Annotated in this window: 15 protein-coding genes, 1 tRNA gene and 2 pseudogenes; 6 read left to right on the forward strand and 12 right to left on the reverse strand. The window is 51.1% G+C overall.

Translation table 11 applies throughout. The annotated features are described in order from the left end of the window. Positions 1-24: 24 nt before the first annotated feature. The 3 genes and pseudogenes from ACL2XN_RS15765 to ACL2XN_RS15775 all read right to left on the reverse strand — a co-directional run. Complete coding sequence (locus tag ACL2XN_RS15765) at positions 25-942, reverse strand: STM4504/CBY_0614 family protein (RefSeq protein WP_413729043.1); 918 nt, start codon at positions 940-942, stop codon at positions 25-27. A 57-nt stretch (positions 943-999) separates the two neighbouring features. Continuing rightward, the gene (locus ACL2XN_RS15770; protein WP_413729044.1) at positions 1,000-1,194 is read right to left on the reverse strand and encodes a hypothetical protein; all 195 of its coding nucleotides are present in this window, start codon (positions 1,192-1,194) and stop codon (positions 1,000-1,002) included. Beyond that, positions 1,191-2,225: pseudogene (locus ACL2XN_RS15775) on the reverse strand (site-specific integrase); the annotation flags it as partial. The pseudogene ACL2XN_RS15775 and the gene ACL2XN_RS15770, both read right to left, overlap by 4 nt. 93 nt (positions 2,226-2,318) lie before the next feature. On the opposite strand from ACL2XN_RS15775, the pseudogene ACL2XN_RS15780 reads away from it, so the two are divergent. Beyond that, positions 2,319-3,523, forward strand: a pseudogene (locus tag ACL2XN_RS15780) (IS3 family transposase). On the opposite strand, the gene ACL2XN_RS15785 reads toward ACL2XN_RS15780, so the two are convergent. The 5 genes from ACL2XN_RS15785 to ACL2XN_RS15805 all read right to left on the reverse strand — a co-directional run bounded on the left by ACL2XN_RS15785 (position 3,515) and on the right by ACL2XN_RS15805 (position 6,908). After that, positions 3,515-4,168, reverse strand: coding sequence for a recombinase family protein (locus tag ACL2XN_RS15785; protein ID WP_413729045.1), 654 nt, complete (start codon positions 4,166-4,168; stop codon positions 3,515-3,517). The pseudogene ACL2XN_RS15780 and the gene ACL2XN_RS15785 overlap by 9 nt on opposite strands. Before the next feature lie 139 nt (positions 4,169-4,307). Continuing rightward, positions 4,308-4,706 carry a hypothetical protein gene (locus ACL2XN_RS15790; protein WP_413729046.1) on the reverse strand — a complete coding sequence of 133 codons (399 nt, stop codon included), beginning with the start codon at positions 4,704-4,706 and terminating at the stop codon, positions 4,308-4,310. A gap of 251 nt (positions 4,707-4,957) precedes the next feature. Further along, a complete protein-coding gene (locus ACL2XN_RS15795) occupies positions 4,958-5,248 on the reverse strand; it encodes a hypothetical protein (RefSeq protein ID WP_413729047.1) in 291 nt (96 codons plus the stop codon). A gap of 86 nt (positions 5,249-5,334) precedes the next feature. Then, positions 5,335-6,117, reverse strand: a complete 783-nt coding sequence (locus ACL2XN_RS15800; protein WP_413729048.1) for a helix-turn-helix domain-containing protein — start codon at positions 6,115-6,117, stop codon at positions 5,335-5,337. A 359-nt stretch (positions 6,118-6,476) separates the two neighbouring features. Then, positions 6,477-6,908 (reverse strand): hypothetical protein, encoded by a 432-nt coding sequence (locus tag ACL2XN_RS15805; RefSeq protein ID WP_413729049.1) that lies wholly within the window; start codon positions 6,906-6,908, stop codon positions 6,477-6,479. 315 nt (positions 6,909-7,223) lie between these two features. Between ACL2XN_RS15805 and ACL2XN_RS15810 the strand changes: the two genes are divergently transcribed. After that, positions 7,224-7,616: a hypothetical protein gene (locus ACL2XN_RS15810; protein ID WP_413729050.1), complete on the forward strand. Its 393-nt coding sequence runs from the start codon at positions 7,224-7,226 to the stop codon at positions 7,614-7,616. 453 nt (positions 7,617-8,069) lie between these two features. Here the strand turns inward: ACL2XN_RS15810 and ACL2XN_RS15815 are convergent. Further along, positions 8,070-8,154: transfer RNA gene (locus tag ACL2XN_RS15815), tRNA-Leu, on the reverse strand. A gap of 156 nt (positions 8,155-8,310) precedes the next feature. Further along, positions 8,311-9,102: an endonuclease VIII gene (nei, locus tag ACL2XN_RS15820; protein ID WP_413729051.1), complete on the reverse strand. Its 792-nt coding sequence runs from the start codon at positions 9,100-9,102 to the stop codon at positions 8,311-8,313. A gap of 198 nt (positions 9,103-9,300) precedes the next feature. Here nei and ACL2XN_RS15825 point away from each other — a divergent pair, with 198 nt between their 5' ends. Further along, positions 9,301-9,834, forward strand: coding sequence for a DUF2501 domain-containing protein (locus ACL2XN_RS15825; protein ID WP_410012527.1), 534 nt, complete (start codon positions 9,301-9,303; stop codon positions 9,832-9,834). Positions 9,835-10,367: 533 nt separating this feature from the next. Continuing rightward, positions 10,368-11,267, forward strand: coding sequence for a LysR family transcriptional regulator (locus ACL2XN_RS15830; RefSeq protein WP_410012528.1), 900 nt, complete (start codon positions 10,368-10,370; stop codon positions 11,265-11,267). 109 nt (positions 11,268-11,376) lie between these two features. On the opposite strand, the gene lptG is transcribed toward ACL2XN_RS15830, so the two are convergent. Together lptG and lptF are read right to left on the reverse strand one after the other, a co-directional pair. Next, complete coding sequence (gene lptG / locus ACL2XN_RS15835; RefSeq protein ID WP_410012529.1) at positions 11,377-12,447, reverse strand: LPS export ABC transporter permease LptG; 1,071 nt, start codon at positions 12,445-12,447, stop codon at positions 11,377-11,379. Next, positions 12,447-13,547, reverse strand: coding sequence for an LPS export ABC transporter permease LptF (lptF, locus tag ACL2XN_RS15840; protein ID WP_413729052.1), 1,101 nt, complete (start codon positions 13,545-13,547; stop codon positions 12,447-12,449). Before lptF ends, lptG begins: the two co-directional genes overlap by 1 nt. Before the next feature lie 283 nt (positions 13,548-13,830). Between lptF and pepA the strand changes: the two genes are divergently transcribed. Together pepA and ACL2XN_RS15850 are read left to right on the forward strand one after the other, a co-directional pair. Next, a complete protein-coding gene (gene pepA / locus ACL2XN_RS15845) occupies positions 13,831-15,342 on the forward strand; it encodes a leucyl aminopeptidase (protein ID WP_331122916.1) in 1,512 nt (503 codons plus the stop codon). An 84-nt stretch (positions 15,343-15,426) separates the two neighbouring features. Beyond that, positions 15,427-15,876 carry a DNA polymerase III subunit chi gene (locus ACL2XN_RS15850; protein ID WP_413729053.1) on the forward strand — a complete coding sequence of 150 codons (450 nt, stop codon included), beginning with the start codon at positions 15,427-15,429 and terminating at the stop codon, positions 15,874-15,876. Positions 15,877-15,883: the final 7 nt, after the last annotated feature.

Below are 15,883 nucleotides of genomic sequence, written 5' to 3' on the forward strand. Positions count from 1 at the left end.
TGAAAGCTGTTCGGGGTTTTGTGTTCAGAGTTTCTCGTCGCACTTAGCCAGAAACAGTAGGGTGGACGCCGTAAGATGGAGCGCATAGCCCGCCAAATGCTCAGGAACAGTTGTAACTTCGTGACCCTGACCATGACCACCTTCTTTGTTCCGAATGGTAGGAATACCACTCTCCAGTAGGCTTCTTAAGGATGAAAACTCATTCTGCATGTACTCCGGGATCAACCCGTTCGTAAGGCAACCATTGATTAATTTCTTCGCTGTATCGTTCTGATTGAAAACCCAACCACGTTTTGTATGAATGGTCTTCATCAAACTTTCAAATGACTTTAAACAGTCATTCAAACACTCTTTGTAGTTATGGTGCCTGTAATGCTCATGAGCGGAAAGAAATTCATCGTTAACGCCCTCGTAGTTCGGATTAACTCCCAGAATTTGAAGGGTTGGTTTAACCGCTTCAGAATGTAAGAATTGAGAGTCCACTCTGACCAATTCATCGGCCTCTAATTGATAACCAATTCCTGACTCTCTGAATCGGACGTTTAATTCATCAATAGCTTGCTGAGGTTCTTCATCATCAAGACCAAAACTCCAGGGTTCTTCCGCAACCGTGTAGATGATATGTTTAAATGTTATCTCTATGATATCTAAGCATTTTTCATATTCTCTTGTACCTAAAAAGAAGTCATACACAGCTTCAAAATTTGATCTGGCATGTTCTTTTAAAGTAAACACACCGTATTCCCGGCAGAGTGTACTATTTATTGCTGCATAAATATTGCCAGTGTTACTCCCTTGACCATAGTCCTCGCCGAGTATTTCTCTAATTATTTGAACGACTTGGACTCGAAAATTATGAGTTAAATCCGTGTATTGATAAACATCAGAGACATCTCCACGAAGCCTCTTCTGCCTTTTTGAATACAGCTCAACTATTGCCATGGTAATCTCCCTTGATTGCTGCACCGCATCATTGTCTTCGTCTATCTCACAGACTTTTTAAAGCTCGTCATCTGATACGCTGAAACTGCAATGACCAGAGAAGCCAGCGTTAACGTACACTCTGTGACCGTGGCTATCATACACGCAGATCAGGTCGTTGTTATCATCCCGAAACTTCTCCTTAAGCTGTGCAGCCTCTGAAAAATTACTCAAACCCACCAGCAGCAAAATAGCAATCAGTATACTTTTCATTCTTCTGCTTCTAACAATGGGTAAGTGATATTTTCTACATAACGTGCTAATTCGATGGGAGAACCTGATTTACTGTAAGTTTTGAAACTCTCTGTTTTGCCTCGTTCATGCCCCATAAGCAGGGCTATCCTATCCTCAGGTACTTGCGCTCGGTCAAGCTGTTGAGCAAATTCATGACGCAAGCTGTGAAACACCTTCTTCTCGCTTCCTTGTTTTCCTAAAACCTTCCATTTAGCCCTCGTAAAACGCTGTGTATGCCACGTGGATCGCTTACCATCTGCACGCTCAATAATAGATGCCCGGTAGAATAAGAAGCCGTTAGAAGGCGTCTGAAGCAATGATTCAACGAGTGTCTTAAGTGCGCTATGAACAGGAACTAATCTTTTCGCTGATTTCGTCTTACCTTCCATAATTTCAAAACACAACACACCTTCAACACTCTTAATATTGTCCGTTTTCAATGAACAGATTTCATTGAGACGCATACCGCTGTACATACCTATCAGCGTAACAGCTTGCATTTCTGCGTCACCATTCATTGCAGCAAAGACTTTCGCTATCTCAGTATGTGCAAAAACCTCATAGCTAACCTTACTGCTTTTCGCTTCCAGTCCATGACCACGCCAAGGGTTATCCTGTGGTGCATCGTGATAACGATTACGGGCCAGATCCCAGATTTGAGCAAGGGAGCTGATGTAGTTCTGTATCGTCTGTAGTGCCTTCTCTTGTTTAAGCTTATCAAGCCAGCCTGTGACAGATGTACGGTTTATCTCACTAAGCTGAATATCACGTTTACCAAGATGGGATAAGAAAACCTCTACAGCTTTATTTGTTTTAGACAGGGTAGTCAGCTTCCGCTTCTCGCTGAACTGGAGAAGATACTGATCCCGCATCTTCAGGAGAGAAGGGCAACTCGTTACCTTTGATTGGGTATGAGGTATTGCTGGAGGGGCATTAATGGCAATCACACCAATCTGGCGAAGTTCAGTCAAAATCTGCTCGACACGTGAACCTGATTCTTTAGGTCTGAGCTTGTATTAGCCCCCTGATGATCCATACACTTTGACCCGCCTAAAATAAGAGGTAGGCTTGGAACTATGTTCAAGACTGGTCAAAGCGAAATCATGGGTACTGTTCTTACTGAGCCAGAGCGACGCCGTCGTCGCACTCCGCAGGAGAAGATCGCCATCGTTCAGGAGACCTTCCAGCCAGGAAGCTCCGTTTCTCTTGTCGCTCGTCGTCATAATGTGAATGCTAATCAAGTCTTTAAATGGCGTAAGCAATACCAGGATGGCAGCCTGACGGCGGTCTCTGCCGACGAAGAAGTTGTGCCGGCTTCTGAGTTAAACAGTGCCATGAAACAGATCCGTGAACTCCAGCGTCTCCTGGGTAAGAAAACCATGGAAAATGAGATCCTTAAGGAGGCGGTAGAATACGGCAAAGCAAAAAAATGGATTGCGCACGGACCCTTATTGCCCGGGGACGACGAGTAAAACCAGTGAGTGAAGCTCTGGGTGTGTCGCGTGCGCAGCTCTCGCTTTATCGTTATCGGCAGGCTGACTGGCAGGACGGTCGCATGCAGCGGCATCAAGATGACGCCGAATTACTGGAACACATCCGTGCCGAAGTTGCCGACCTTCCGAGTTATGGCTATCGACGCATCTGGGCTAATCTGCGCCGCCGTTCGGAGCAGGAAGGTCTGCCGAGGGTGAACGCAAAACGGGTATGGCGCGTGATGCGTGACAACGGCTTGTTGTTAGAGTCGAAACCCCGTCCCACACCGGATACCCGTCGTCACACAGGCCGGGTGGCGGTGGCCGAAAGCAATCGGCGCTGGAGTTCGGATGGCTTCGAGTTCCGCTGCGATAACGGCGAAAAGCTGCGGGTCACCTTCGCCATCGACTGTGGCGACAGGGAAGCCTTGGACTAGGCGGCCAGCACCGGCGGTTATGACAGCGATACGGTACAGGACGTTATGCTACGCTCAGTTGAACGCCGGTTCGGGCAAAACCTGCCGACAGCGCCCCTCGAATGGCTGACGGATAACGGTTCGGCCTATCGTGCCGATGAAACCCGGAGCTTTGCTAAAATGCTGGGCCTGGAGCCCCGAACGACCGCGATCAGAAGTCCACAAAGTAATGGTGTAGCAGAAAGCTTCGTTAAGACGATGAAGCGTGATTATATCGGCATGATGCCAAAACCGGACAGCCAGACGGCAGTGTTGAACCTGCCGTTAGCGTTCGAACATTACAACGAATATCACCCGCACAGCGCTTTAGGATATCGCTCACCAAGAGAATATCGGCGCAGGGGGAAACCATCAACCTAAGCGGGAATAGGTGCATGGATATATGGGGTCAAAACCACTCGTGAGCTTCTTCACTTTTGCCACCATTCCCACAGAGCACTCGCACAGTTTTGCTATCTCTGCGTATGTGTAGCCACCTTTAACCAGGTAACGGGCAATCTTGTCACGTAACGCTGTGTCTGCTGGGCGTCCCTGATACTTGCCCTCTTCTTTCGCTTTCGCAATACCCTGTGACTGACGTTCACGGCGTTTGGTGTAGTCCTCATGGGCATAGTGAGCAGCGATATCCATCATCAGACCATTTATCAACTGAATGATCCTGTCATCTGCTGATGCTTTCAATGCACCGTGCGATGTTGGCAGATCAACCACGACAACACGTAAACCACGTTGAGCAATGATTGCTTTCAGTTCTTCGTATTGTGCTGCTGGTAAGCGAGTCAAACGGTCGATGCTTTCAACAAGAATCAGATCGCCCTTCTTGGCACTGCTGAGCAATCTGGAGAGTTCTGGACGTTCCAGCTTTGCACCAGAGAAGTTTTCAACGTAGTGAACCACGTTCTTAAGCTGGTGGTCATCAGCGAACTGATTAACAGTCTGGAGAGCACGTGTTGCATCTTGGTCAGAGGTCGATGCACGCAGGTAGATATGAGCTGTTGTCTTCATGGTTGGCCTGTTGTTCACAATGGGTTTCAATGTGATTATTCTACGTGAAATAACTATGTAGAGTAAATAAAAATAATCCTATATGAACAAATTTATTCACAAAATCTGTTTTCAAATCAGGTATACCCTATGTGAACGATTAAGCGACCACTTTGGGGGCGAATTGACTGGTTAGCCCTGCGTGACGTTGAAAGGTTGGTGTAGCCGATGCTGGTTGAGATTGGGTCACAGTGTTAATGGATGTTGTAACGTCTGTTGAGGCTGTCTGGTCAGTTAAGCCCTTAAGCTGTTTGTTGACCTTAGACTGTTCGTGTCTGCGTTGAGCATTGCGGTCAGCGGTGAATTTACCCATCACAGCAAGCTGGTCTTTAAGCTGAACATCGTCAGGCTTCAAGCTGAAGAGTGCTAACAGTGTCGGGTCACGATAGAACACAGCGGCCTGGAACAGATCGATGTCTGCTGGATTGATGCAGGTACGAAGCAAGGCTGGTGCAGTGGCTGAATCATCAGCGGGTGTAAGTTGGTTATTTTCGGACATTATGCAGATTTTCCAAATAAGGTGGGGAGCTGGGTAGCTGTACCGTAACGCAATGAGCAGATACCCATCAGAGATTTCTCAGATAAATAATTACAAATCAAGAAGTTAAATTGATATTCGCCTGAATGGTGTCTCTTCAATCGTCTTTGCTGGTCAGATCGTCAACGAGTTTCAGAATGAACACCGTCAGGACGCTACAGGGGAGAGTGTCGTACAGGATATGGAAAAGAAATTGCTGGGTCATTGCTCAGTTACCGGGTGAGTGTTTTGCGATGCTTGCATAGGATCAGGTTGACGTAGCTCTGGGAAATACCGAGCTGTTGAGCAATCTGTTTGTGAGTTAGTCCCTGAAAACGCAGCTTAACGACCTTTTCAGGGATGTTCTGCTTAGGACTGTTGACGGGAAGACCTGCGAGTTTACGGATCAGGATGGCTTCATGTGGGTTCAGACCTGCTTGAACAGCAGCCTGAGAGGGGGTCTGTCCAGAGTGGATTAGAGAGAGGAAGCGTTGCACTTCCTGTGTTGGGATTAGCGAGTACATTTGGTGAGATACCTTGTGTATGAGATGGAGTCTATGCTGACATAAGATTAACGCTCAGCCTTGAGGGTTAAGACTGAGCAGGAGGATTAATAGACGGGGTTGTTACGAATGAGTTGCTTCTGACGCTTTTTCTGGTGCGGAGCCATTCCGATACGGTTACCGGTAGCGAAGATGTTCTGATTGGGTACTTTTACATCATCGTCATGATCAAGCAGTTCATCGTCGTCATCTTGAGATGCAGTAAATGAATCATCTGAATAATCATCGCTATGGTCGAGTGGTTCATCATCGAAGTCATCTTGAGCAGGAGGCATACTGGCGTATGTTTTCGTCACCAGTTCTTCTCTCTTTACAGATTTCTCTTCAGAGATTTCTTCCCCAAGATTAAGATCGCTATCGCTCTTATCACAATGGATTCTGGTTTCATCCAATCCCATGTTTACCTGTGACAGCGAAGCGTCCTGGTTTTGACCTTCCTCTTCTAAACTGATCTTATCTTTGATCTTATCAGTGATCTTATAAGAGGACACTGTGGCCCCAGGCTGGGGACTGTGTGGCCCAATGGTAAGGGACTGTGTGGCCCCTACATCTTTCGTAGCATAGGGCATGACCTTAAAAATACTGGATGAGTTGAAGCGACGTGTTTTCTGGATCAGGCCGATGTCTTGTAATGCTTTTGTCGCACGCTTAACCGTTCTATCTGAATTGCACGTAAATTCAGCAATTTTCTGAGTAGATGGGAAAATCTGGTTGATTGATTCAGTTTCCTGGAAGCTGAGTAAGAAGCAATAGACTTCTTTCATGGGTTTGGTCATACGGGGATCTTTATCAAGCATTACATGGTGATAAGATTTGGTGAATGTGGTCATTCCATACATTAAAACCTCAAGTGTGATAAGTGGTTGCGGGATAGTAGAGCTACTGTCAAACAGACAATAAAAAACTCTTCAATGTCACCTAAAAAAGAATTGTCTCCACGAGAAACCGTCAGCCATGTATGAGAGCTAACACTGGTTTTACGACCCGCATCAACTTGCAGGGACAATCAAAGTAATCTGTCAGGTGACATTGAAGAGTTTGTTAGAGAGGTATTCATACATGATGGGCTTGATGAATGCGGGGTAATCATCGGGCATAATCCATATTAACATTTATGCAACAAATATCAACATTTAATTGACATATCTCGCTGAATATGAATTGGCACTGTTAGGTCATTACCTGCGATTTACACCCTATCAAAGGAGGTTCCACAACCTCTGCAATACCAGTTAGGTTTCGCATAACTATCACCAAAAAGTGAGGTTTGATTATCAAGTGCAAGCATGTGTAGCTTTTTACCATCCTTTTCCCAACATTTTGGGCAAAAGGCTGTATCATCGCCATCTTTCCAGTACACACCGGATTTGAAGATAAAGCTCTCATTGTCTTTGAGCTTTTCCTCAAGAGCTTTATTCTTTAGCTCCGCATCGAACACAAGTGCCTGAAGAGAGATCACCTCCATCTTCACGCTTGCCAGTTCAACCATCAAGTTTGCTAACTCAAGTTTGAGCGTAGCTTTATCGAGTTCAGGACTGTTGTCAGAAAGTTTTTTAGTGATACCTACAGCTTTATCTATGATCCCAACGGCGGTTGCTGCACTGGCTAATGTGATACCCATTTAAGACCTCAATTGTAAAAACAATCCCACTCATCAACCCAGCTTGTTACAGCCTGATGCATTCCCTCTCGACCAAATTGCATGTATGAGAAACCATTTTGCTGTCGCAGGTATGCTTGGAACAACATGCTTTTCCCTGGATTCTGCTGACGTCGTTCAGGCCAGTTTAGGTAGAGCGAACGAACCTCTTGCTTAGTCTCAGCTACACGACGACTCATCCTTAACCTCACATCATGATAAACGCTTGTTTATCTTATAATCTGTGATAAGAAAGGACAATATGTAATCTACGTGAGTGAAATAGGAGTGAAATAGATGTCAGATTTTTTGGTCAACCTTTTGATGAGTTTAGTCACTGGTGGCTATATGGGTATAGTAGTCTCAAAGGCAGTAGCTTTTTCAAATTTGAAGAAGGAAGCCTTACGGATTATAAGAACCATAGATACCTTGGGGCCAAATGGTAATTGCTACCATAAAACAGAAAGAGTTGATGAACTTCCTCTTTTGAGTTCCGAATTGCTGGGATTAAAACATCTGGAAGCAGGCCGTGAACTTATGGGCATTTTCAACGCAATACATACAGAGATTTGCACACCTTCAGAAGACTCATCAATAAGGGGAAAAATTCTGGAAGCATCTCAAGTTAGAGTGCGCAAACTTAAACCCTCTATAAAAACCTTATTTAACCCCTTTGACTTTAGTCTTTGATAACTGGCAATAGCAGCCATAAAGCCCCGTTGGTGGTACTGCCAACATGCGGAGCGTAGCGACTTCATTAGCTGTCCAGAGTAATCACACCTTATCAGGATAACCGTGTACCGTTAGGAGCGTGGCTGAGACGCTAGTAGAGCCTGCATATCGTGTGCAGGTACGTTTACCACCATAGACCTGTTTGGGGCTGTACAACGCCACACATCGGGCTTAAATGCGTATGATTAATCTGTGATGGGAAATTTTAAAGACGTTGGCTGCGTCATTAGCTTCAAGTTGGATAATGCTACGTGTTTGAGCCTGGAACTACACGCCACTGTAAGTTAGAATCCCAAATAGCCACTACTAACCACAGAGGCATTTTCGTGTGTTAGGGTTCAGTACAGTTTCAGGTGACAGAAAGGTAATTCAGGTAGCTTAACCTTCTGTTTTAATTGAAATTATTCTGCATGGTGCCGAAGGCCGGAATCGAACCGGCATGCCCGAAGGCGGTTGATTTTGAATCAACTGCGTCTACCGATTTCGCCACTTCGGCACTGAAGTTAGTATACGGAAAACGAGGTGCATTATACCGTTAACGCATCCCGGCGCAATACTAATCAGCTTCAGGTGCTGCCGACTGCTGAAAAAACACCCTTCCGGGCGGATTCATGCGGCCGGTATGTGAACCCATCCCGCGCCGGCGCCTTTTTTACCGCTGGCATCCCGGGCACCAGTAAAACGGCCGCGATGCTACCGTGGTTTTTTCTATCGGCCGGCCGCAGCGCTCGCAGGGCTTGCCCGCGCGGTGAAAGACCCGGAAGCGGAATACCGCGCCGTGGTGCTTATCGATATCGCTTTGTCCTCGGGTGGCGTAGGACAAGCGCGGGATTTCAAGGATGGCCTCGCACAGGCGGCGCAGCTGCTGCGCGCTTAAATCACGCGCCTTGTGCTGCGCGGTCAGGCCCGCCTGCCAGAGAATCTCCACCCGTAGGTAGTTGCCCAGGCCGGCGATAAACGACTGGTCCAGCAGCAGGCCGCCGAACTGGCGGCCGCTAAAGCGGGGCGACGATAGGCGATCGATGACCTCGTCCACCGTCAGGGCCATATCCAGGGCGTCGGGACCGATGCGCAGTAAAAACGGATGCGCGGCCAGTTCATCGGCGCTGAGGATTTTGATATCCGAGGCGCTGTAGAGCAGGATGGCCTGGTCGGCGTTTTCCAGGCGCACCCGCAGATCGCGTTTGGTGACCGGTGATTCCCCGGCCGCGGCCACCCGCCAGACGCCATAGAGCTGATTATGGCTGTAAAGCACCTGGCCATTGGAAAACCAGGTCAGCAGGGCTTTGCCCCGGGTATCGATTTTCTCGATATGCTGGCCCACCAATCCGTCCTCATAAGGCTTAAGGTGGGGAAAAGCGAACCAGGCCCGGGTTAGGGGCCTGTTTGCCATCGCCGCCAGCAGGGTATCGGCGGCGCGGCGGATTTCCGGTCCTTCCGGCATTGCTGCACTCCGTTATGTTCCGTTTATGTTTCGTTTCTGTACTTAAGATAGCACCGGCCGTCGGGAATAGTCTTAATTTGCCGTCCGGCGGGGGGTTTTCACCCGTCCGCGCTGGCGGTGCGGCGCGGGTGTGGGGTAGGTTATTCGCAGATTAACAGCCGGCGCGTCCGGCGCGACTATTTCAGGAGTAGGCTTATTATGATCACCACCCACCGCAGGTTAATGGCGCTGGCCGTTGCCGCCGCGCTCTGCACCGGTTTGGCCTCGGGCGTGGCCCAGGCGGCCGGCAACTGGATGGATTCGGTTAACAGCGCGGTTACCGAGCTGAATAAATCGTCCACCGGCAACGGGTCCGGCACCGCCGGCGCCACCACCGGCAATAACGCCAGTTCGCTGGCCGCCCTGTCGGGCCTGCTGAACGGCGGCGACAAGGCGTTAAGCTCCAGCAGCATGACCAATGCCGCCGGCGTGCTGCAATACTGTGTTAAAAATAACCTGCTGTCCGCCAACGGCACCTCGACGCTGAAGGACCAGTTGCTTGGCAAGCTGGGGATTACCAGCACCGCCAACGCCAAAAGCCAGGATTATCAGGAAGGCCTGGGCGGCCTGCTGACCACCGGTAAAAACGGCCAGGTGAATCTTAACGATCTGAGCAATTCACAACTGGGGCAGAAGGTGAAAACCAAGGCCTGCGATGTGGTGCTGAAACAAAGCAAGAATTTCATTTCCTGACCGCGCGGGATAAGGCGCGGGAACTACCGCGCCGGATATGCCGTCCGGCATGGCATATGCCCGCGGGCGACAACGCCACCTATACTAAAGGGTAGTTGCAATTCTCAGACTAAGTTCAACATAAGGCACATCCACAGTCAGTTTGTGTGTATTAGTTTCCCTCCCCCGCTTATATTCGGTTATCATAAAACCGCCCTTCACATGGTAAACATAATATTAATATCATGCTATTTACACTCAATTAACTATATTATGAAACGCAACAATAATGGCAAGACATGCCAGCGCCAGCGCCCTTCCGCGGTCATTTTATGGCCTTCTCCGGCGCTGATGCATTTCATTGGAGATATTTTCGCCTTGTCATCGTTAAAAAATAAAAGATAAAATCATTAGTCACTGAAAGCAGTACGTTAATAATTCTCATGCTATCGATATATAGGAGCAGTAGAAGCAGGATAATAATTTATTTTGCATTTATATCCGTTTAGCTATCGGATATCCCTCAAACCAGCGTTCTAGATCATGACAATTATATGAATAACTTTGATTTCAATTTATTGATAGTACTCAATGCGCTGCTGGAAGACTGTAGCGTAAATCTGGCGGCCAGGAAACTGAACGTCACCGCGCCGGCCATCAGCAAATCGCTGAATAAGATTCGGGGGCTGTTCAACGATCCCATCCTGGTGCGCAGCGGCACAAAACTGATCCCCACGCCCAAGGCTATCGCACTTAAGGAGGATGTGCGCCAACTGGTCAACCGCATTGAGTCGATGCTCAATACCAATATGGCCTTTGAACCCCATACCACCACGGTGTCCTTCACCATCGCGGCGAACGCCACCATCGTCTTTACCCTTAACGCCTCGTTATTCAGCGAAATACAGCGCAGCGCACCGAATGTCTTTATTAATATGGTGCATGATTCGGAATTTGATGATGATTTCCTGCGCTCCAACGATATTGATCTCTACATTGGCGAAATGCGCGATCTCAATCCAGAAATTACCATCCGCACCATTCACTCGGCCAAATGTTATTTTATGTGCCGCTGCGGTCACCCTATTATTTGTGGGGATAAAAATATGGATAACTTATTGAAATATCATTTTGTCCAGACCAAGGAAAAATACCCGGCCGGGTCGGACGAAGCAATGAAATATTTTTGGTCCACGCGCCATGTGATGGGCACCACGCCCGGTTATATGGCCACCATGAACGCCATTACCCATTCCGACGCGCTGGCCATCGTGCCGGATTTTGTGGTGAATAACCTGCGTAAACTGAATATCGCGGTGGAGTTTTTCAGCGCCGATTTTGATTTGGGCAAACGCAGCATCATCCAGGCTTGGCATTCCAAGCATAATCACTCGCCCTGCCATAAATGGCTGCGCGACCTGACCAAGGTGATGTTTGTCGAGAGTATTAAATGAGTTTTTTACGGTTGTAATAAGAGAGCTGAATCTGAAGGTCGATGCAATGGGCCTGCGCCAATCCAACCCGGCGCTAACAGGTTTTGCCTGTTAGCGCGTCGGGATATCTTTACCGTTTCTTCAAGAGCAACGCCACGCTTATCACCAGGAAGGCCATGCTGGGGAGCAGCGCGCCGAACAGCGGCGGCATATTGTACACCAGGCTGAGCGGTCCGAAGATCTGATCCAACACGTAGAACAAGAAGCCGAAGCTGATACCGGTGATCATCCGCACGCCCATCGCCACGCTGCGCAGCGGGCCGAAAATAAACGACAGGGCCATCAGCATCATCACCGCCACCGAGAAGGGCGAGAAGATCTTGCTCCACATATTCAGCTGGTATCGGCTGGCTTCCTGCCCGCTCTGCTTGAGATATTTGACATAGTCGTACAGCCCGGAAATAGACAGTGATTCCGGGTCGAGCGCCACCACGCCCAGCTTATCGGGGGTGAGGTTGGTTTTCCATTCCCCGCTGAGCGTTTGCCGGCCGGTGATCTGCTGGCTGTCGGTCAGGTCGGATTCATCCACCTGCGCCAGGCGCCAGGTGCCGTCGGTAAAGGTGGCGCTGGCGGCGTAGCGCAGCGTCTGCAGGCGGTTCTCGTGGTTGAAGTGATAGATATTCACCCCCGACAGCTGGTTGTCGCTGACCACCCGTTCGATGTAGATAAAATCGCTGCCGTCCTTGGCCCAGAGACCGTTTTGCACCGACAGCATGGAGCCGCCGTATAACGACTGCGAGCGGAAATTACGCGCCATCTGCTCGCCCTGGGGGGCGACCCATTCGCCGATGGCCATGGTCAGAAGCACCAGCGGGATGGCGGTTTTCATTACCGCCGCGGCGATTTGCATGCGGGTGAAACCGGAGGCTTGCATCACCACCAGCTCGCTGCGGCTGGCCAGGGTGCCGAGCCCCATCAGCGCGCCGAGCAGCGCCGCCATCGGGAAAAAGATTTCAATATCCTTCGGCACGCTCAGCAGGGTATAGAGCCCGGCGCCCGCCGCGGAGTAATCGCCCTGCCCCACCTTGCGCAGCTGATCGACGAATTTGATGATGCCCGACAACGACACCAGCATGAACAGGGTCATCATGATGGTGTTGAAGATGGTTTTACCGATATAGCGGTCCAGTACTCCAAACATCAGGCCGCTCCTCTGATATGTAAACGTTCGCGCGCCCGTCTGAACGGTACGCTGTCCCACAGGTTAAGCAGCAGGGCGATGCCCAGGTAGGCCAGGTTGACCAGCCACATCCATATCACCGGATCAAGCTTGCCCTTGGCGCCGTTGGAGCGCAGCGAGCTTTGCAGCAAAAAGAACACCAGGTACAGCAGCATTGCGGGCAGCATGCTTAATACCCTGCCCTGGCGCGGGTTGACCGCGCTGAGCGGCACCACCATGATAGCCATGATAAACACCGATATGATAAGGGTAAGGCGCCACTGCAGCTCCGCGCGCGCTTCCGGCTGGCTGGATTGCCACAGGGCCTGCAGGGTCATCTGCTCGGCGTCGTTGTTGTTCACCGATACCGCCTGGTGGCCGATGACCGCCTGGTACTGGGTAAAATCGGTAATGCGAAAATCACGCAGCAGCGCGGTGCCCTCGTAGCGGGTGCCTTTATTGAGGTTAACCACCTGCGAGCCGTCGGGACGCTGGGTCATATGGCCCTGGTCCGCCACCACCACCGAGGGGCGCGAGTTACCACGCGGGCGCAGCTGCGCCAGGAAGACGTTCTGGAATTCCTGCCCTTTGACGTTGCCGACAAAGAGGACGGAGTTGCCGTTTTGCGCCGCCTGGAACTGCCCGCCCACCATGGCCGCCATGCTGGGGTTGGCCTTGGCCTCCGCCAGCACCTCGTCCTGGTGCCGGGACGACCAGGGCGACAGCCAGATGACATTGGCGGCCGCGAATAACGCCGTCAGCACGCTTAATAGCAGCGCCGCCTTGATCAGTACGCTCTTGCCCAGCCCGCATGCGTGCATGACGGTTATTTCGCTTTCGGCATACAACCGGCTCAGGGTCATCAGTAACCCAAGGAACAGGCTAAGGGGAAGAATCAACTGCGCCATTTCCGGCACGCCTAAACCGAGCAGGGATAACACCAGGTTTGTCGGGATATCGCCGTCTACCGCCGCGCCCAGGACCCGCACCAGCTTCTGACAGAAAAAAATCAGCAGCAGGATAAACAGGATGGCCAGCTGGCTTTTAAAGGTTTCCCGAACCAGATATCTAATGATGATCACGCTTATTTCGCCTGTGAAAACTTGTCTTTTTGCAGGAAAATCGATAATTTCTTCGCTAATGCACTATTAATGCGTATCAATTAGTCACCTTTATCGCCAGATAGAGTATAACAACATTAAGCGTTCGGCTGTGCTATGAGAACGCACTGATTATTGCCGGAATAACGTCCTTTGCGTCGTTCAGATTAACACATAAGAGTTAATGCAAAGGCGGGGGATACGATAGGGAATGAAATATTTTATCCCGGTTGGCCGTCTTTGTCTTTAAGATTCAGGAGAGTGCATGGAGTTCAGTGTAAAAAGCGGTAGCCCGGAAAAACAACGCAGTGCCTGTATTGTCGTCGGCGTCTTCGAACCGCGCCGTCTGTCGCCGATTGCCGAACAGCTCGACAAAATCAGCGATGGTTATATCAGTGCCTTACTGCGCCGCGGCGAACTGGAAGGGAAGGTGGGCCAGACATTGCTGCTGCACCATGTTCCCAATGTGCTTTCCGAGCGTATCCTGCTTATCGGATGCGGCAAGGAACGCGAGCTGGATGAGCGCCAGTACAAGCAGGTGATCCAGAAAACCATTAATACGCTGAATGACACCGGATCAATGGAAGCCGTCTGCTTTTTGACCGAACTGCATGTCAAGGGGCGTAACACCTACTGGAAAGTGCGCCAGGCGGTGGAAACCTCCAAAGAGTCGCTTTATACCTTCGACCAGCTGAAAAGCAATAAGGCCGAACCGCGCCGGCCGCTGCGCAAGATGGTGTTTAACGTGCCCACCCGCCGCGAGCTTACCGGCGGCGAGCGCGCCATCCAGCATGGACTGGCCATCGCCTCCGGCATCAAGGCCGCGAAGGACCTGGGCAATATGCCGCCCAATATCTGCAATCCGGCCTACCTGGCATCCCAGGCGCGCCAGTTGGCGGATAAGTACGGCAAGACCACCACCACCCGCGTTATCGGCGAGCAGCAGATGAAAGAGCTGGGCATGAACGCCTATCTGGCGGTCGGCCAGGGCTCGCAAAACGAATCTCTGATGTCGGTTATCGAATATAAGGGCAATCCGGACCCGGAAGCGCGTCCGATCGTGCTGGTGGGCAAAGGCTTGACCTTTGATGCCGGCGGCATCTCCATCAAGCCCGCCGACAGCATGGACGAGATGAAATACGATATGTGCGGCGCCGCCACCGTGTACGGCGTGATGCGCATGGCGCTGGAGCTGAGCCTGCCGCTGAACCTGGTGGGCGTGCTGGCGGGATGCGAGAATATGGTCGACGGGCGATCCTTCCGTCCCGGCGATGTGCTGACCACCCTGTCCGGCCAGACGGTGGAAGTGCTGAATACCGACGCCGAGGGGCGGCTGGTGCTGTGCGACGCGCTGACCTATGTCGAGCGTTTCGACCCCGAGCTGGTGATTGACGTCGCCACCCTGACCGGCGCCTGCGTTATCGCCCTGGGCCATCACTTGACCGGGCTGATGTCCAACCATAATCCGCTGGCCCACGAGCTTATCGCCGCCGCCGAGCAGTCGGGCGACCGCGCCTGGCGCCTGCCGCTGGGAGATGAGTTCCAGGAGCAGCTGGAGTCCAATTTCGCCGATATGGCCAATATCGGCGGGCGACCGGGCGGCGCCATTACCGCCGGCTGCTTCCTGTCCCGTTTCGCCCGTAAATACAGCTGGGCGCATCTGGATATCGCCGGCACCGCCTGGCGTTCGGGCAAGGCCAAGGGCGCTACCGGGCGTCCGGTCTCCATGCTGGCGCAGTTTCTGCTCAATCGCTCCGGTCTCAACGGTGACGAGTAGGCCTAAAAAAGGTAAACTTGTCCGGGCGGCCCAGGCCGCCCGTTATTTTTCCGTTCTCCCCCTCAGGCTTGACTAAAACGGTACATGAAAAACGCAACCTTTTATCTTCTCGACCGGCAGGATCTCCAGGAAGGGCTTAGCCCTGTGGAGCGGCTGGCCTGCGATCTGGCGGCGCTCCACTGGCGCGCCGGCAAAAGGGTGCTGATAGCCTGTGACGACGAGGAGCAGGCGCTGAGGCTGGACGAAGCCTTATGGCAGCGGGACCCGGCCGCGTTTGTTCCCCATAACCTGGCGGGCGAGGGGCCGCGCTATGGCGCGCCGGTGGAGCTGTGCTGGCCCAAACGCCGCGGCAATGCGCCGCGCGAGCTGCTGATAAGCCTGCTGCCGCAGTGCGCGGATTTTGCCTCCGCTTTCCATGAAGTGATAGACTTCGTCCCGGACGAAGACGCATTAAAACAGTTGGCGCGCGACCGGTATAAAGCCTATCGCAGCGTCGGCTTCCAATTGACCACGGCCACGCCGCCAACGCAGTGAAATACGA

Source organism: Sodalis sp. RH22, from assembly GCF_047324165.1.
GTDB lineage: Bacteria > Pseudomonadota > Gammaproteobacteria > Enterobacterales > Enterobacteriaceae > Acerihabitans.